The sequence below is a fragment of the Nocardioides sp. S5 genome, assembly GCF_017310035.1.
Classification (GTDB): Bacteria; Actinomycetota; Actinomycetes; order Propionibacteriales; family Nocardioidaceae; genus Nocardioides.
In genome coordinates, this window is sequence record NZ_CP022296.1 from 3,878,021 (window position 1) to 3,894,364 (window position 16,344).

At 71.2% G+C, this 16,344-nt stretch carries 15 protein-coding genes; 2 read left to right on the forward strand and 13 right to left on the reverse strand.

The features are described 5' to 3' along the window. The first annotated feature begins 75 nt into the window (after nucleotides 1-75). Nucleotides 76-888 (forward strand): 2OG-Fe(II) oxygenase, encoded by an 813-nt coding sequence (locus tag CFI00_RS19180; RefSeq protein WP_207082575.1) that lies wholly within the window; start codon nucleotides 76-78, stop codon nucleotides 886-888. A gap of 105 nt (nucleotides 889-993) precedes the next feature. On the opposite strand, the gene CFI00_RS19185 is transcribed toward CFI00_RS19180, so the two are convergent. The 8 genes from CFI00_RS19185 to CFI00_RS19220 all read right to left on the reverse strand — a co-directional run bounded on the left by CFI00_RS19185 (nucleotide 994) and on the right by CFI00_RS19220 (nucleotide 9,745). Beyond that, the gene (locus tag CFI00_RS19185; RefSeq protein ID WP_207082576.1) at nucleotides 994-2,256 is read right to left on the reverse strand and encodes a glycosyltransferase family 1 protein; all 1,263 of its coding nucleotides are present in this window, start codon (nucleotides 2,254-2,256) and stop codon (nucleotides 994-996) included. Nucleotides 2,257-2,359: 103 nt separating this feature from the next. Beyond that, nucleotides 2,360-3,301: a hypothetical protein gene (locus CFI00_RS19190; protein ID WP_207082577.1), complete on the reverse strand. Its 942-nt coding sequence runs from the start codon at nucleotides 3,299-3,301 to the stop codon at nucleotides 2,360-2,362. Beyond that, the gene (locus CFI00_RS19195) at nucleotides 3,301-4,743 is read right to left on the reverse strand and encodes a DUF4082 domain-containing protein (protein ID WP_207082578.1); all 1,443 of its coding nucleotides are present in this window, start codon (nucleotides 4,741-4,743) and stop codon (nucleotides 3,301-3,303) included. The genes CFI00_RS19190 and CFI00_RS19195 overlap by 1 nt, the downstream gene beginning before the upstream one ends. 243 nt (nucleotides 4,744-4,986) lie before the next feature. Next, the gene (locus tag CFI00_RS19200) at nucleotides 4,987-5,694 is read right to left on the reverse strand and encodes a hypothetical protein (RefSeq protein WP_207082579.1); all 708 of its coding nucleotides are present in this window, start codon (nucleotides 5,692-5,694) and stop codon (nucleotides 4,987-4,989) included. 25 nt (nucleotides 5,695-5,719) lie between these two features. Continuing rightward, the gene (locus CFI00_RS19205; RefSeq protein WP_207082580.1) at nucleotides 5,720-5,986 is read right to left on the reverse strand and encodes a phosphopantetheine-binding protein; all 267 of its coding nucleotides are present in this window, start codon (nucleotides 5,984-5,986) and stop codon (nucleotides 5,720-5,722) included. 51 nt (nucleotides 5,987-6,037) lie between these two features. Then, nucleotides 6,038-7,258, reverse strand: a complete 1,221-nt coding sequence (locus CFI00_RS19210) for a pyridoxal-dependent decarboxylase, exosortase A system-associated (protein WP_242532509.1) — start codon at nucleotides 7,256-7,258, stop codon at nucleotides 6,038-6,040. Next, complete coding sequence (locus CFI00_RS19215; protein WP_207082581.1) at nucleotides 7,255-8,847, reverse strand: acyl-CoA ligase (AMP-forming), exosortase A system-associated; 1,593 nt, start codon at nucleotides 8,845-8,847, stop codon at nucleotides 7,255-7,257. The genes CFI00_RS19210 and CFI00_RS19215 overlap by 4 nt, the downstream gene beginning before the upstream one ends. Before the next feature lie 40 nt (nucleotides 8,848-8,887). Next, nucleotides 8,888-9,745, reverse strand: coding sequence for a hypothetical protein (locus CFI00_RS19220; RefSeq protein ID WP_207082582.1), 858 nt, complete (start codon nucleotides 9,743-9,745; stop codon nucleotides 8,888-8,890). Nucleotides 9,746-9,865: 120 nt separating this feature from the next. On the opposite strand from CFI00_RS19220, the gene CFI00_RS19225 reads away from it, so the two are divergent. After that, nucleotides 9,866-10,540, forward strand: a complete 675-nt coding sequence (locus CFI00_RS19225) for a polysaccharide deacetylase family protein (protein WP_207082583.1) — start codon at nucleotides 9,866-9,868, stop codon at nucleotides 10,538-10,540. Here the strand turns inward: CFI00_RS19225 and CFI00_RS19230 are convergent. The 5 genes from CFI00_RS19230 to CFI00_RS19250 form a co-directional block, all read right to left on the reverse strand. Then, nucleotides 10,524-11,456, reverse strand: coding sequence for a glycosyltransferase family 2 protein (locus CFI00_RS19230; protein ID WP_207082584.1), 933 nt, complete (start codon nucleotides 11,454-11,456; stop codon nucleotides 10,524-10,526). The genes CFI00_RS19225 and CFI00_RS19230 overlap by 17 nt on opposite strands. After that, complete coding sequence (locus tag CFI00_RS19235) at nucleotides 11,453-12,865, reverse strand: O-antigen ligase family protein (protein ID WP_207082585.1); 1,413 nt, start codon at nucleotides 12,863-12,865, stop codon at nucleotides 11,453-11,455. Before CFI00_RS19235 ends, CFI00_RS19230 begins: the two co-directional genes overlap by 4 nt. Nucleotides 12,866-12,927: 62 nt before the next feature. After that, nucleotides 12,928-13,761 carry a hypothetical protein gene (locus CFI00_RS19240; protein WP_207082586.1) on the reverse strand — a complete coding sequence of 278 codons (834 nt, stop codon included), beginning with the start codon at nucleotides 13,759-13,761 and terminating at the stop codon, nucleotides 12,928-12,930. Then, the gene (locus CFI00_RS19245; protein ID WP_207082587.1) at nucleotides 13,748-15,247 is read right to left on the reverse strand and encodes an oligosaccharide flippase family protein; all 1,500 of its coding nucleotides are present in this window, start codon (nucleotides 15,245-15,247) and stop codon (nucleotides 13,748-13,750) included. Before CFI00_RS19245 ends, CFI00_RS19240 begins: the two co-directional genes overlap by 14 nt. Then, nucleotides 15,244-16,296: a glycosyltransferase gene (locus tag CFI00_RS19250; protein ID WP_207082588.1), complete on the reverse strand. Its 1,053-nt coding sequence runs from the start codon at nucleotides 16,294-16,296 to the stop codon at nucleotides 15,244-15,246. Before CFI00_RS19250 ends, CFI00_RS19245 begins: the two co-directional genes overlap by 4 nt. Nucleotides 16,297-16,344: the final 48 nt, after the last annotated feature.

Consider the following 16,344-nt stretch of genomic DNA (forward strand, 5'->3'; position numbering starts at 1 on the left):
GGCTCGTGACGTAGGTCGATCCGCTGATCATGTCAGGGGGACGGTCGACCTGAACTTCGAGAGGGGAAACGTTCCATGCTTGTCGACCAGACCTTCACCTTCCGGCGCGAACAACTCTTTCCGCTGGCAGACGCCCACCGTGAGGAGTTCCTCGCGGCGGACCCGTTCCCGCACGTGGTGTTCGACGACTTCCTGCCGCCCGACGTCCTTGAAGGGGTGCTGAGCGAGTTCCCGGCTCCTGAGCAGCCCGACTGGGACACCTACGACAACTCGCGCGAGGTGAAGCTCGCCCTCGCCGACACCGAGCAGATGGGACCGGCGACGCGGCACCTGCTCGCAGAGTTCAACTCCGGTCCCTTCGTGGACTTCATGGAGCGCCTCACCGGCATCGACGCGCTGATCCCAGACCCGCACTACTTCGGTGGTGGCCTTCACCAGATCAGGCCCGGAGGATTCCTCAAGGTGCACGCCGACTTCAACCGGCACACGCGCCTTGACCTCGAGCGCCGGCTCAACGCCATCCTCTATCTCAACAAGGACTGGGAGGAGAGCTACGGCGGCCACCTGCAGATCTGGGACAACGACATGGCCCGGTGCGTGGAGAAGGTGCTGCCCGTCTTCAACAGGCTGCTGGTGTTCGCCACGCTCGACACGGCCAACCACGGTCACCCGGACCCGCTGACGTGCCCGTCCGACCGCGCTCGCCGGTCGATGGCCCTGTACTACTACACCAGCGACCGCCCCAAGCACGAGCAGAACAGCGAGCACACCACCATCTTCCGGCAGCGGCCGGGTGAGGAGTGGAACAGCAACGCGCGCCAGATCGCGAAGCGCTGGCTGCCTCCGGCCCTGGTCGACCTGGCACGGTCCCGCAAGCGCAACGACTGACGGACACGCGCGAAGGTCGGCTGTCCTCCTGCGCAGACAAGCGGGGGGCAGCAGCCGACCTGCCGCGTCCGGGCGGCAGCCGCTCGAACCGGGTGGGGATGGTGGTCAGCTGATGCTGGGTGCGTACGACGCCACGCTGCCGCGGATCGCTGCGAGCACCTGGTCCCCGGCGCCATCCCAGCTGCGCGACGTCACGCTGGCCGCCGCGGCCTGCGCCCGCGAAGCCCGCTCCTGGTCGGAGGCCGACACGAGGTCACCGAGGGCGGCGGCTAGGCCGAAGGGCGAGGCGTAACGCACGTGGTCGTTGTCCAGCACCAGACGGCTGTGCTCGCCCTCGTTGACGACCGGGATGCACCCGGCAGCCAGCATCTCGTGCGGCACGAGGGAGACGTTGGTCGCCGAGAGCGTCAGTCCTGCGATGCAGGTGTTGTAGAGCTCGCCGAGGTCCGCAGGCGTCAGCAGTCCGTGGTGCGTGGCCTCGAAGCCCGGGTCGGGGACGGCCTCCCCGTAGAGATGGATGTCGACGTCCGGGTGCTGCTCTGCGAAGACCCCCAGGGCCACGAGCGCGAGCTCGTGCGCACGCCGAGGCGTGGATGGTCGGCAGTAGTAGGCGACGCCGGTCCGTCTGGCCGCCGCGCCCGGCGACTGGTCGATCCGGTAGTGGGTGAGGTCGCAGCCGAAGTCGAAGTGGTCGGCGATCATGCCGTGCTCGCGTGCCAGACGCTCGGAGAGCCACCTGCCAGCGGTGATCGCGCGGAAGCCGAAGTCGTAGGTCGCCTCGGCCAGCATTGCCAGCGAGCCCGCCGGGTAGAACATCGGCTCGTAGTCCTGGACGAAGTACATGCGCGCCCCCAGGGCCGGTGAGGCAAGGACCGGGTAGGCGCTCTCCCAGCACGTGGCCATCACGACGTGGGCGTCCTCGATGCCGTCGGCCAGGTCGCGGACCTCGGCCCGCACGCCGGGCCACCAGGTGACAATCGTGCGACGGTGTGTCTCCAGGTCCCACCCGTGGTGGTCCATGAGATACATCGTGCACTCGACGCCGTTGCGCTCGAGGTGCTCGATCATCCGGTAGATCGTCGTCTGCCCGCCCGAACCCTTGCTGGGCGGGACGTCCACCCAGGCGACGCGGAGCGGCTCCCCCGGCGTCACGTGGGCCGGCCCCGGAAGCGGGAGCCCGCTGGAAAGCACCCGGGAGGCGCCCACCAGGTCCGCCTGCTCTACGGGCAGGGGCGTGCCCGTAGACGGGGCCACGAGCTGGGCGCCGCGGGAACGGACGCGCCGCACCACGCCGGCGGTTCCCTCACGCTCGATCAAGCGCCGGGTCTGCCGGACGCGTTCGACCGCGGTGACGTCGTGCCGCTTCATGTAGGACCCCCCATCACAGGGGACGTTAACGAGCCTCGGCGCTCACCGCGGTCGACGACGCTGGCCTTACCCAATTGGGGCTAGGCCGCCGGTGCGCAGGGGTCTACTGCCCACCTTCGGTGTTGCAGCGCTGGCGCCGCAGGGTGACGGGCTGGCCGGCCTTGTCCAACCGGACGATCTCGGCCTGCCACTCGTCGAGAACGGAGCACTTGACGTCGATGGGGCCGTAGAAGTACCCGCCACGGACCACCTTGAGACCCGTGACCCGGCCGGGCGTGCCCAGGCGGAACGAGTAGCCGCCACCTTCCACGAGGAGCCCGTCGATGTCGACGCGGGTGTTGCCCTGGTCGGCGGGGTAGAAGAACGGCGCGGTGCCACCACACGAGTCCCGCTCCACGAGCTCCAGCCTGCTTGTCCTCAGCGTGAGGTGGCCACCGTCGTATCCCTGCAGCGCGTCGCCGTGCCAGTCGCCGCAGACATCTGGAGACACCACGGTCGCGTAGGAGCGCTGGATGACGACCGGACCGCACTCGTCCTTGCCACCGACCCTGAACCCCTCGGGCAGTCCGTCGATGCGGACGCGGTAGGCCCGGTAGCCCCCGGCGTTGAAGGTCGGCTCGTCGCCGGAAGTGGTCTGCCCCGGAGCCCGGCGGATGGTCGTACGACGCACCTTCAGCCCGGACTGGCACACCGAGCCCGCCCAATTGTTGATCTGGCCGCCCACCACGTCGGTGCGTTCGACCGTCACGTTCGGGGCGGCGATGACCAGGTCGCCGTTGATGCGCAGGTCCTTCACGACGGTACCTGCTCGGCGCACCACGTAGTCACCGTTGACGGTGCGACGCGGGCTCCACCCGCGGGGAACGCCCGTGTTGCGTGCGGTGGGGAACGCCGCGGCGCGCTTCGCCGACCGGTGCCCGCTCGACACGTCGACGTCAGCACTGGTCGTCGCGGACGCGCGCGTCGCGATCGCCTCGGCGGAGGCGGTCGACAGCAGGGCACCACCCAGGACCAGGCCGCAGGTCATGGCCAGTAACCGCCGCATCAGTTTCCCTCCTCCGTCGTGCAGCCCACGGCGCGAACCGGCGTGGCCACTCCGTCGGCGGCAACGGTGACGACGTCTGCCTGCCACTCGCCCACGGCCGAGCACTTGACGTTGATCGGACCGTAATACCAGCTCTTGTCGACGATCGCCAGGTTGCGGACCGATCCGGGCATCCCGAGCCGGAACGCGTAGCCTCCGCCGTCGACGAGGAGTCCGTCGATGTCGACGCTGGTGTTCCCCTGGCTGTGCGGGTAGAAGAACGGCGCGGTGCCGCCACAGCCCGTCTCGTCGAGGATCAGGCTGGTCTGTCGAACCGTGAGCGCCGGGCCGTCGTACCCCTGGATCCCGTCCCCGTGCCAGTCGCCGCACTCGTCGGGTCGCACGACGCGGGCCCACGAGCTCTCGATCACGACGGGGCCGCAGCCTGAGGCACGCCCGCCGACGCGGAAGCCTTCGGGCTTCCCGTCGATCTCGACGCGCCTGGCGGTGTAGCCGCCCGCGCCCAGTGCCGGCGGATCGGTGGCGCGGGTCGTGCCGGTCCCGCGCCGGATCGTGGTGTCCTCGACGAGCAGTCCACCTTGGCACGTCGGACCGACGAAGTTGTCGATCGATCCTCCGATGACCTCCACGCGGCGGATCGTCACGTTCGGGGCCGCGACCTCGATGCTGCCGCTGACGCGGAGGTCCTCGACGACCGCTCCGGGCGTGGTGATGCGGTAGGCGCCGTCCACGACCTGCGTGGGGGACCAACCGGCGGGAACGCCCGTGGTGTCCTGCGTGGGAAAGGCACCCTCGTTGGTCGTCGGGGTGGCAGTCGGGGTGGCAGTCGGGGTGGGCATCGGGGTCGGGGCGTTACCCGACCGCCGGAACAGGACGTCCACCCAGTGGTTGGAGTCCTGAGCGGCCCTGCGCGGGAACCTGGAAGAGGTGCTGTAGGCGTGGACGCCGCCAAGCTTGCCGCCAGCGGTGAGCGGTCCGCGCTGCTTCGGCTTGCGGAGGCCGCCCTTCGTGATGGCGGTCCTGCCCTTCGGTGCGAACACCGAGACGGTGTAGGTGCGGTTGGCCTTGATCGCGACGGCAGTCGGGAAGCGGACACTCACCCAGCCCGCACCTCGACGGGGGGTGAGCCGAGCCGCGGCGAGCCGCTCGCCGCGAGCGTTCCACAGCGAGGCACGTCGTGGCGTCGCGCCCTTGCCCCGGGCGGTCTTGTAGACCTGCGCGCCCGTCACGACGCCGGTCGCTCTGGACCGGAACTGAAGGCCCACCTCGACAGGGCGGCGGCCACGGCTCGTGACGGCACGGCGAGGCTCGGTGTCGGCGAACAGCCCGACCTCGTCGGCGCGGGCACGGGTGGTGTCGACAGCGTCGGCGGGGGCTGCCGACAGCGGCGTCAGCGCGGCGGCACCGAGTCCGAAGGCGGCCACCAGGGCTGCGGCCGACACACCCAGCAGACCGCGCCGCTGCCGATCGGGGGCGGGTACGGGGGGGCGCTCGTGGGGGTGGGGGGCATGCGTGTACGACCTCTGGCTGTAGGGGGTGTCCAGTCGGGTCACTATGGCCACGGGCTCCGTCACGCACAAAATGTCTGCCGCGCCACACGCGCCGTCCCGGCCGGGAGACCGCGGCATCTGCGCAGGTCACCCGCTCGGGTTCCCCCAATCTGGGTAACTCGCTGCTCGCCGCGTTCAGTCACGGCCCGCCGGGAACGAACGGCTCCCGGCGATGGCGATGATCGACTTCGTCAGTCCGCCGATGCGCTCGTGGTGAACGGCTGAGTCAGGGAAGTACGAGCGCAGTTCGGCGACGCCGACCAGCTCGGTCCACTGCACCTCCGCCATCGAGTCCTCCAACGAGTCCGGGCGACTGTGTGCCAGCGGCCATGCGGCAGCAAGGCGCGCCCGTGCCGGCATCGGCAGGAACTGCAGCCCCGGGAAGAGCCAGTGCGGTTCCAGGGGGAAGTAGCGGTAGGGCGTCTGGACCCAGTGACACGGGGCCAACGACCGGATCTCCCGGGCCAGCGCCACGCGCTGGGCATGACCACCGACGTGCTCGAGCAGGGAGTTGGAGAACACCACGTCGTACGACGTCGCTGCACCGGCCGTTGCCAGGGCCTGCGTAGCGGCGCAGGCGTCGCCACGGACCGGGTGGACGGACGGCTCGTCCGACTCGCCGGGCTCGAAGAGGTTCAGCACAGTGACGTCCTTGGGACGGACGGGCGCACGTCGCCACCACTCGACCGTCCCGCCGAGGTCGAGGACCGACATGGTCGCGAGGTCGGGGAACGCCCGCTCGACCAGCTGCCACCGGCGTGCGCGCATCCGGGCACCGGCAGACCCCGGGGCATCGACCAGCGTGTGCCTGAGGCGGCCCGCGACGCCTCCAGCGGCTGTCATCGCCGCCGTCCCGCGCTCGCCCCGGTCATCGCTCGGTCCGCTTCTGGGCGACGAACCCGGCCAGGCTCCCGACCGTCTGGAAGACGTCACCGGTGACGTCGTCGTCGGCGACCTCGATGTCGAATCGCTCCTCGAGCGCTGCGGCCAGCTCGACCACGCCGAGCGAGTCGAGCTCGGGGAGCTCGCCGAAGAGGGGCGTCGAGGCGTCGAGGCTCTGGGCCTGGTCCTCGATCCCTAGCGTGCTGACGAGCACATCGATCACGGCGCTGACGTCATGCTGGGTGGTCTGCACGGTTCCTCCACGGGGTGCTGGTTCTGTCATCGGGTCTGTCTGCTCGAGCACTCACACGAGGACCTCGGTCGGCGCGGGGTGACCCAGGAACGCCGTCGGGCTGGCGCTGAGACCGTAGGCGCCGGCCTGGAACACGACGACCAGGTCGCCCACCTCCACGCGCGGGAGCCGCAGCCGGTCGCCGAGCAGGTCCAGGGGCGTGCAGAGGCAGCCCACCACCGTCACCTCCTCGGCGTCCCGGCCCACGACGTCGGCCGCGAGCGGGTAGTTGCGACGGATCACCTGCCCGAAGTTCCCGGAGGCGGCGAGCTGGTGGTGCATGCCGCCGTCAACGACGGCGTACGTCGTGCCTCGCGACACCTTCCGGTCGACGACCCGCGTGACGTAGAGGCCCGACTCGCCCACGAGGTAGCGACCCAGCTCCACCCCGATCCGGACGTCGCCGAGGACGGGGCGTAGCCGCTCGGCGCACAGACGTTCGAGGTTCGCGCCGACCGCGGCCAGGTCGAGGGGCTCGTCCTTCTCGAAGTAGGGGATGCCGAAGCCGCCGCCGAGGTTGACGTAGCGGATCGGCTCGGGCGAACGCTTGGCCAGGTCCAGCACGAGGTCCACCGTGCGCTTCTGCGCCTCGACCAGGATCGGGGCGTGCAGGTTCTGCGAGCCTGCAAAGACGTGGAACCCCTCGAGGGGCAGCTCCAGACCGGCCATCAGGTCCATCAGGTCCGGGACCGCTTCGGCGTCCACGCCGAACTGCTGCGGGCCACCACCCATGCGCATGCCCGACCCCTTCACCGCGAAGTCCGGGTTGACCCGTACTGCGGCACGCGGCGTGAGTCCGAGCTCGCGCCCGGCGTCGACGAGCCGACGTGCCTCGCCCTCCGACTCCACCTCGACGAGTGCGCCCGCGGCGACCGCGCGCCTCAACTCGTCGGTCGTCTTGCCCGGTCCGGCGAAGGTGATCCGCTCGGCCGAGGTGCCGGTGTCCAAGGCGACCGCCATCTCACCGGCGGAGGCGACGTCGAGCGTGTCGACCAGGCCGGCCAGGTGCTGGACCACGGCCGGCATGGGGTTCGCCTTGACGGCGTAGCCGAGGTCGAGGTCGTCCGGCAGCGCCTCTCGGACCTCGGCAACACGCCGGGAGATGGCTGCGCGGTCGTAGGCGAAGAACGGCGTCGAGCCGACGCGCGCTGCCAGCCGCTCGAGGGCGACCCCGCCGACCTCCAACCGGTCCCCCGAGCGCATGAAGACGCTGGCGTGCTCCTCCGCGATCACGACGCCACGCCCTCCCGCTCCGTGCGGTCCATCGACATCCCGGCCACCTCCCGCGCGAGCCCCACGCGGTCGAACTTGCCGTTCGGCGAGCGCGGCAGCTCCGCGCGCACGACGACCTCGGCAGGGACCATGAAGAGGGGCAGGTCGCGGCGCAGCGCCTTGAGCAGGACGGCCGTGTCGACCCCGTCCCCGGCGACTGCGAGGACGATCCGGTGGCCGAGTCCCTCCTCCGGCACGCCGAGCGCGACGGCGTCTCGGACCAACCCTGTCTGGTAGGCCGCCTCCTCGATCTCGGTGGGGCTCACCCGGTAGCCCGAGGTCTTGATCATCTCGTCGCTCCGGCCGACGAAGTAGAGGAACCCCTCGTCGTCGGCGACGACCGTGTCACCGGACCACACGGCCAGCTCGGGCGTCTGCCAGTCGGCCGCGCCGGGCAGGGGACGGAATCGTTGCGCGGTGCGCTCGGGGTCGTTCCAGTAGCCGAGGGCGACCAGAGGTCCGCGGTGGACCAGCTCGCCCTCCTCGCCGGGCCCGCACTCGGTGCCGTCCGGGCGCAGCACGAGGATCTCGGCGTTGGGGATGGCCTTGCCGATGGAGTCGGGGCGTCGGTCCACCTCGGCTGGGTCGAGGTAGGTCGAGCGGAAGGCCTCGGTGAGCCCGTACATGAGGAAGGGTGCGGCCGAAGGGAAGACGCGTCGCAAGCGCCCCAGCGTGGCGGCCGGCATCTTGCCGCCGGTGTTGGCGAAGTAGCGCAACGATCGGGTCGCCTCCGCGGGCCACTGCTGGTCGACGAGCTGGATCCACAGGGGTGGCACGCAGGTCAGTCCGGTGACCCGGTGACGCGCGCAAAGGGCGACGAGTTCGCGGGCGACCAGGTAGTTCGCCAGGACGACGTGGGCGCCCACGGCCATCGCGGTGGTGACCTGGCTGAGACCTGCGTCGAAGCTCAGCGGCAGCGCTGCCAGCACCACGTCGTCGGCGGTGTTGCCGAGATAGGTGCTGACACTCTCCGCCCCGACCAGCAGGTTGCGGTGGCTCAGCACGACGCCCTTGGGCGACCCCGTGCTGCCCGACGTGTAGAGGATGGCCGCCAGGTCACCGTCCGGGGGTCGGGGTGTGGGGGCATGGAGCGGGTCGTGGCCCGACAGCGTGGCGTAGCTGTGCACGGCCACCGGACCGGGGGCGGCCGGCACGTCGTCGTCGACCAGGACGACGTGGCGGAGCCCGGTCCCCACGAGCGAGTCGGCCAGGGTCGCCCAGCGGCGCCCCGTGGTTACCAGGACTGCAGCACCGCTGTCCGCGACCACGTGCGTGACCTGGCGAGGCTTGAAGACCGGGTTGACCGGCACGAAGACCGCGTCCGCCACGGACGCGGCGAGCAGGCTGCACACCGTCTCGATGCGCTTGTCCAGGAACACCGCGACCCGGTCACCGGGACTGACGCCGAGCCGGACCAGGCCCGCGGCGACGGCCCGTACGTCGCGCCACGCGTGCTCGTAGGTGAGTGTCGTCTCCCCAGCCGTCAGGGCCGGACGGCTGGCGTGGAGCGTGACCGCTTGCTCGAGGAGGTGGTGCACGCGCGTCCTCATCGTCGGTTCCCTCTCATCTGCGCGTCTTTCCTTCCAGCGCTCACCAGGCCACGCACGTGAGCTCGCTGTAGAGGTAGTCGATGTCATCGGCCACGAGGTCGTCGCTGCGGAACATCTTGGGGCGGGGACGAGCGACGAGCCGCGCGCCCGGTGGTGCCCAACCGGTCACACGCTCCTCCACCAGCGTGGCCACGGCCCCGTGCGCGAGCAGGTGGCCGGACAGCCGGGCCCAGGCCCGCGGCAGCAGCTCCGGGCGGGACACGTGCAGAAGCGAGGCGAAGACCGGCAGGCCCTTGCGGCGGTCCCTCCGGTAGAGGACGTACAGCGGGACGCCGTCGACGTCGAGCACGACGTGGCGGGAAGCGCCCGCCTCGCGGTGGTCGTCGAAGATCCGGCGCTGCCTGCCGGAGAGGCGGTCCGCGATCCGGTCCGGATCGGTGATCGCCCGCACTCCGCGTGGCGGCAGCGGCACGTTCAGAGCCAGCGTGGTCGACGTGTCGAGGTGCTGGAACTTTAGCCGCTCGTTGAGCGCCACCACGTTGCCGCTCGGCGAGAGGTCCGTGAAGGTGTAGCCGCGCTGGCCCAGGAGCGCGCGCAGCAACCTCAGGCCGTGCGACCGGTGCTCGTCGTCAACGCACCACGCCGCGAGGTTGCACACCATCTCGGGCCGACCGGCCACGGTGCGGTCCGCGTAGAACGCCAGCGCCGCACCCACGACCGCCCCACCGTCACGCAGGTGGAAACCGTGGTTGGGCGCGTCGCACGACCACGACGGCACCATCGACCGTGCCCACTGCTCGGCAGTGAGCCGGCTGTTCAGCGCGCGGTGCAGGTACGCCGCCACGTCCGGCACGTCTGCCGCGGTGGTAGGCGCAACCACGACGGTCGAGTCCCCCATGACGTCGAGCATCCTGCGAGACCGTTGCCCACCGCCGCACTGGGCCCGGGTTACCCCCATTTGGGGTATCGCCCTCCACGGCCGCCGCGCTCGACGGGCACCGGTCCTAGCGTCTGCGGCATGACTGCGGGGGGACGGACGCGCATCAACGTGTGCTTCCACGGCATCGGCACGCCCGCCCGCTCGCTCGAGCCGGGTGAGGCGCCCTACTGGGTGGCCCACGACGTCTTCCTCGAGATCCTCGACGTGCTAGCCGAGGAGCCACAGGTGCACATCAGCTTCGACGACGGCAACGCCTCCGACGTGCAGCTCGGCCTTCCTGCCCTCGTCGAGCGAGACCTGCGGGCCACGTTCTTCGTGCTCGCCGGACGACTCGATCGGCCGGGCAGCCTGTCGGACGCGGACGTGAAGTCGCTCGCAACCGCGGGCATGGCCATCGGCACGCACGGCATGGACCACCGACCGTGGCGGGGCCTGGACCCCGGTGGCCGGCGGCGAGAGCTCGAGCACGCCAGGAGGGTCCTCGCCGACGTGGTGGGCAGACCGGTGGACGAAGCCGCGCTCCCGCTCGGTCGCTATGACCGAGAGCTGCTCGACCGCCTGCGGCGGCTGCGCTACACCGCCGTCCACACGAGCGACCGCCGCTGGGCCCAGGAGGGGGACTGGCTCCAGCCACGGTTCTCCGTGCGCGACGGCGACACCGCGGACAGCGTCCGGTCCGGCATGCTCCGCCGCCAGCACCTCGGGCGCCGCGCGGAGCGTTCCCTGGTGGGCACGGTCAAGCGCTGGCGCTGACCGCGTCGAGCCACTCCGGGCCACGCGGCGCGCGCATCAGCGACGGCCGCAGGAGGACGCGTGCGGCGCGCCGGCACGTCACGTGTCCCAGCACGGCGCGGCTGCCCTCGCGGGCGAGCAGCGCTGCCCAGAAAGCGGCGCTGTGGGCAGCGCCGTGCCGGGCGCGGAAGAGTCGCCATCGGTTGGCCACCAGCAGGGGCCACAGCCGGGTCGACGTCGCCGATGCGCCCTCGAGGTGGACCGCCCCGGCTGACGGTACGTACCGGACGGCCAGGCCCCGGTCTCCTGCTCGCAGATGGAACTCCGTCTCCTCGGAGTACAGGAAGTAGCCCTCGTCCCAGGCTCCGCACGTCTGCCAGCACTCGGCGTCGACGAGCTGGGTGGACCCCTCGGCCCAGTCGACGTCCTGCTCGTGCTCGTAGGCACGCGGATCGGTGACCACTTCACCGAGCAGCGGTCGGCGCCCCGCCCGGGTGGCGCCGAGGAACGCGTCGCCGAGCGTGCGCAGGACCGTAGGCTCCCGACGCATCGAGTGGATCAGCTCGCCGCGGGCGTCCTGCAGCCGTGGCACGACGATGCCGGCCCGGGTTCGTCGCATGGCGGCGAGCAGGGTCGGAACACACTCGGGCTGCAGCCGGACGTCCGGGTTGAGCACGAGGACGGCCGAGTGGGGTGGGGCCGCAGCCACGGCGGCGTTGATTCCCGCGGCGTAGCCACGGTTGTCGGGGAGGTCGAGGACCGTGGCATCCGGCGCCACCCGACGCACGACGGCGAGGGTGTCGTCCGTGGACGCGTTGTCGGCGACCACGAGGTGCCAGGGCACCTCACCCATCCCCGGCCCGAGGGAGGCGACGAGGCCCGGGACCACGTCGGCACTGCCGAACGTGACGACCACGACGACTACGTGCTCGCTCACGCGACGCCCCTCGCGTGGACGGGGGACATCGAGCGCAAACCCGGGCGGTCACCGGCCGTGCGGAGGTCGTGCGGCCGGTAGGGGCTGTCGGGGTCCTCGACCGTGCTGAGCCGCCAGCACGCCCCGGCGAGGCCGACCAGCGTCATCGTCAGTCCGGATGCCATCGGGTAGGCGAGGGCGTCGAAGGTGACGAAGCTGACCATGATGCCGAGGAGCGAGGCGGACACGGCCAGGCTCAGGTACTGCGAGGACGTCTGCAACGCCCTCCGACGAGCAGCCACTGCCTGGAAGAACGCCCCACCCAGGAAGAGCAGCACGGCCACCAGGCCGATGACACCGAGCTCGACGGCGAACATGAGGTACTGGTTGTCGACGATCCGGTAGTAGCGCGGGACGAAGGTGAACAACCCGCGGCCGAGGAGCGGATTGTCCGCCATGACTCCGAAGACGACGCCGTAGTCGCTGGTGCGTCCGCTGATGCTCGGGTCGTTGGCGAGGTTCTTGAACAACGAGATCAGCGTGCCCACGAGCCCGGGGATCGCCAGCCGGAGGCCCACGATGGCGAACGGCATGGTCAACAGGGCGTTGATCCGCCACCGCGCGGGCCACCCGACGAGCAGCACGATGAACGCCACGCCGACCACGAGCACCGCCGACCGCGACACGGACATGAAGCACCCAACGAAGATGACGAGCGCAGGCAGTGCGGCGAGGGGGCGGCCCCAACGGTGGATCATCCGGTGCGCCGCCAGCGGGAGCAGTCCCCCCAGCACGACCCCGTACTCGATCGGGTGAACCGCCGTCGCGGACACACGATTGAGGACGGACCGGGAGTCCACGCCCCCGAAGTCGGAGTTGGCGCTCAGCCCCGGGATGGTGAAGAAGGAGGCGATGTTGAGCCCGGTGGTGAACTGCAGGATGCCGATGGCGCCGACGAAGGCGCCGAGCCAGACCAGCCACTCGACCACCAGCTCGACGTCGCGCCAGGACCGCAGCCCCTCAGCCGTCATCAGGACGATTCCCATCCATCCCGCGAACGACAGCAGCCCTCGGTCGGCGGCACTGATCATGACCCCCGTGGTCTCACCGACGCTCGGAGGCACCAGGGTCCAGAACTCGTCCGTGGCCTGACGGACGTCCGGCGGTGCGTACCAGCCTTGCACCATCCCGCTCGCGTAACTTGCGAGCACGGTCGCGGCGAGCAGGCCGACAGCGATGCGCGTGGGCGTGAACCGCTTGACGGGGTTGAGGCCACCGATCGTCGCTGCCAGCCACCACGCCAGCGCGCACATGCCCAGCATGTTGGCGGGCGTGCCCGGGGCGCCCAGGGGGCGGAAGACCAGCTGCGAGGGGATGCACAGCAGCAGCACCGCGTAGAGGGCGACGAACCCGCACGCGGGCAGGCGCAACGGGGGGTGACCCCTCCGGGTCGGGTCGGTCGCGCCGCGTTCTCGGCGCGCGCGCCGCACCTTCACCCGTCTGACCCAAGCCGTGGCGTCCCGTTGAGGCTGGTCTGGGCGCCGGCCGGCTCGCGCTGCTCGGCGGGAGTCGGCCGCTTGGAGTGGAACCGGAGCACCAGACCGTCCCGACCCACGCTGTCCGGCGCGTCGTCGCCGGTCCCCGGATCCGGCATCGACCCGTCGGTCACATCCTGGCCGGTGTCGTCTTCCGTGTCGACGTCCGGACGGGGCGCACGCCGCGCCGGGCGCCGTGACAGCAGCCGGTCGATGCCGAAGGTGAGCGCCAGGGTCAGCAGGCCCACCACGGCGCCGAGCGCCGCCAGCGCACGCAGCTTGCTGCCGGGCAGGGCCTCGGCCGTGCTGCTGACGCTGGACCTGGTGGCGCTGATGTATTGCGCCTGAGGGACGTCGACCTCGACCTGGATCCGCTGCAGCTCACGGTCCACCCAGGCCATCAGGGCGTCCCGTGTGGCGGTCGCGAGAGCCGGGTCGCTGTCCTTGGCCGTGATGCTGATGACCGGACCAGCGCCCGGCACCACGGCGATGGCGTATTCCGCGTCGTGGCCCTGGTCCTTCATCGCCTCCTCGACGTCCTTGGTCGAGGCGGAGCCCGAGACCAGCGACGCCGCAGTGGTGAGACCGGTCTGGAGGTTGAGCCAGGGGCTGACGGGCCTTCCCGTACCCGAGGCGCCCGGCGGGAGGAGCAGCACCATCTGCCCCGAGGCCTGGTAGGTGGTCGGGACGTACTTCACCACCACCGCCGCACCTCCGGCCAGGACCAGGACGCCGGCGAGCACGATGTACCACCGCCGCACGAGGACGGTCAGAGCATCAACGAGGTACACGGTCGGTCACTCCCTCAACGTGGTAGACAACAGCGGGCAGGTTGCGCAGCTCGCCCAGGCGCTTCCGGCACCACGGGGCAAGGGGAGCCAGGTACAGGAGCAGTGCGGCTGCGCTGCCGAGCAGCAGGGCCGCCGGTGCCGGTAGGGCGGAGGAGCCGATCCACCAGCACGCCGCAGTGGCCGGGATGCAGGCGAGCAGCGGGACGGCGCTCCCCCGGGCGAGGCGGACGACGTCGACCCCCGCCTTGTGCAGGTAGTGGCCGTAGGCCGGGAGCACCACGAGGACCGTCACCGCAACGTGGGCCCACCCCGCACCCACGAGTCCCCACTGCCGCACGGCGAGCACCATCGACGGCACCATCGCCGCGAGCCACACGACCTGCACGACGAGGACCTGCCTGGTCGCACCGGCCGCGATGAGGAAGGTCGCAAACAGGTCGAGCACCACCCGGGTGGCACCGAAGACCGCGAGTCCGGTCAGCGCGGTCGCGGCCGCGCTCCAGCGGTCCCCGAAGAGGACGGCCACGACCGGTTCGGCGAGCGTCGCGAGCCCCAGTCCCATGAAAGCGGCGACCAGCACGACCGGCCCCATGCAGCGGACCAGGCCGTCGTTGCGCTGCCGGACCGACTCGGTGTCCGAGAAGGCCGGCAGTGCCACCACCCGGACGGCCTGGCCCACGGCCGACATCGGCCACGACGAGACGTTGAAGGCCAGCACGTAGACACCCAGGGCGACCGGTGAGAGCTCGCGCGACACGATGAGGTTGTCGAGCGTGATCAACAACCACGACACGAGGTTGGCGACCGCGAGCGGGGCAGAGAATGCCAACGACTCCCGCGCGATGGCGCTGTCGAACCCGAAACGGGGACGCCACCGACAGGCGACGTGCAGCCCGAGGAGCACCACCGCCTGGCTGGCGACCTGGCCCCACGCCAGGGCGACCGGACCGACGTCGGCGAGCGTCAGGGCGATGATCGTGGTCGCCGAGACGAGGAGCCCTGCACCGTTCACCGCGAACAACGCGCGCTGCCGGTAGGCCCGCTGCAGCAACGCCGCCGGAACTATGGTGAGGCCGAACAGGGCAGGCGCGAGCGCCATCACGACGAGGACCTCGTCAGACTCAGGACTGCGGAAGGCAGCCGCGATCGGGCTCGCTCCGAAGGCCATCGCCAGCGCCGCGACCAGGCCGATCACGCCGCCGAGGGTCGCCACGGTCGGCGCCCGACGCTCGGGGTCACGGGCCCGGACCAGGTCAGCACCCAGACCGAACTCGGACAGCGCGCTCAACACGGTCCACACGGTGAGCGACACCGCAAACACGCCGTAGGCCTCAGGGGCCACCAGGCGGGCGATGACGATGCTCAGCAGCAGGTTGCCCATGCGGAGCGCGATGCTGCTGACCAGGCTCCACCCCAGGCCCCTGGCGACCTGCTGCGCCTTGTCGGCCTGCGTCGCCGTGCCCGTCCCACCCTCCGCGAGGCTCACACTCCCCACCGCCGCTCGCGTCGCCACGCCAGGTGGTCGTGGACGCGCGTGGCCTGCCGTCGGGCGGCGGCGGCGCGCGCGTGGTTGCCGCCGGTGAGCGTGAGGCGGGTGGCGTGCCACCCAGCCGTCGAGGTGATCGCCTGCCAGGTCTCACGAGCGAAACCCACGTAGGCCTCGGCCGCGTCCGCGGAGCCCTGCTCGCGGGCGGCGTGTCTGGCCCGGCGCAGGGCCTCGCGCGCGAGCGCACGGTGGGCGACGGGGCTCAGCGCCGTCACGGCCGGGACGTCGGGCGCCCGCTCCTCGAAGAGGATGTCGAAGGTGAGCCGCCTCGCCTCGAGGTCGGTGAGCCATCCCGCGTACGAAGTGAGGTGCATGTTGGCGGCGTGGACACGGTAGTGCGCCTGGATCGGCCCGTTGACCCGGCCCACGTCCCAGCGCGCTGCGGTGCGCATCCACATGTCGAAGTCACCGGAGTGCGGGAGCCGAGGGTCGTAGAGGTCGGTCTCTGCGAGCGCCTCGCGGCGCATGACGGCCTCCGGGCTGGCCAGGAAGCACCGGCCGGACCGCGCGGTGCGGCGCAGCCAGTCGTGCCCCTGCCACACCGTCCAGCTCCGCGTCGTGTCGGGCACGGCCTCGGGCTCGTCGGTGAACGAGCGGGCGTACCCGTAGACGAGCCCGACGCGGGGGTGCGCCTCCATCAGGGCGACTGCGCGAGTCAGCGAGTTGCGCGGGAGCAGGTCGTCGGCCGACAGCAGCACCACGTAGTCACCGGTCGCCCGGGACAGACCGTCGTTGTAGGTCTGGATGTGCCCGGCGTTGCGCTCGTGCACCAGCACCGAGACCCGGGGATCCGTGGCTGCGAGCCTGCGGGCGACCTCGGCACTGTCGTCGGGCGACGCGTCGTCGACGACCAGCACGTCGACGTCAAGGCCGTCCTGGTCGAGCACGCTGGCGACGGCGTCCGGGAGGTAGCCGCCGTAGCGGTAGCAGGGGATGACGACCGACACGCGCGGCGCGCCGTAGAACGGCGTGGGCCTGTGCAACCGCATGGCTTCGCCCTCCCCTTGTCCCCTGTGTGCTGTCCCCTGGGCGAGGGC

Excerpts from the sequence above, each read along its gene's own strand:
- CFI00_RS19220 (WP_207082582.1), bottom strand. The coding sequence starts at position 9,745 with ATGGGGGACTCGACCGTCGTGGTTGCGCCTACCACCGCGGCAGACGTG.
- CFI00_RS19215 (WP_207082581.1), bottom strand. The coding sequence starts at position 8,847 with ATGAGGACGCGCGTGCACCACCTCCTCGAGCAAGCGGTCACGCTCCAC.
- CFI00_RS19250 (WP_207082588.1), bottom strand. The coding sequence starts at position 16,296 with ATGCGGTTGCACAGGCCCACGCCGTTCTACGGCGCGCCGCGCGTGTCG.
- CFI00_RS19200 (WP_207082579.1), bottom strand. The coding sequence starts at position 5,694 with ATGACAGCCGCTGGAGGCGTCGCGGGCCGCCTCAGGCACACGCTGGTC.
- CFI00_RS19190 (WP_207082577.1), bottom strand. The coding sequence starts at position 3,301 with ATGCGGCGGTTACTGGCCATGACCTGCGGCCTGGTCCTGGGTGGTGCC.
- CFI00_RS19225 (WP_207082583.1), top strand. The coding sequence starts at position 9,866 with ATGACTGCGGGGGGACGGACGCGCATCAACGTGTGCTTCCACGGCATC.
- CFI00_RS19185 (WP_207082576.1), bottom strand. The coding sequence starts at position 2,256 with ATGAAGCGGCACGACGTCACCGCGGTCGAACGCGTCCGGCAGACCCGG.
- CFI00_RS19180 (WP_207082575.1), top strand. The coding sequence starts at position 76 with ATGCTTGTCGACCAGACCTTCACCTTCCGGCGCGAACAACTCTTTCCG.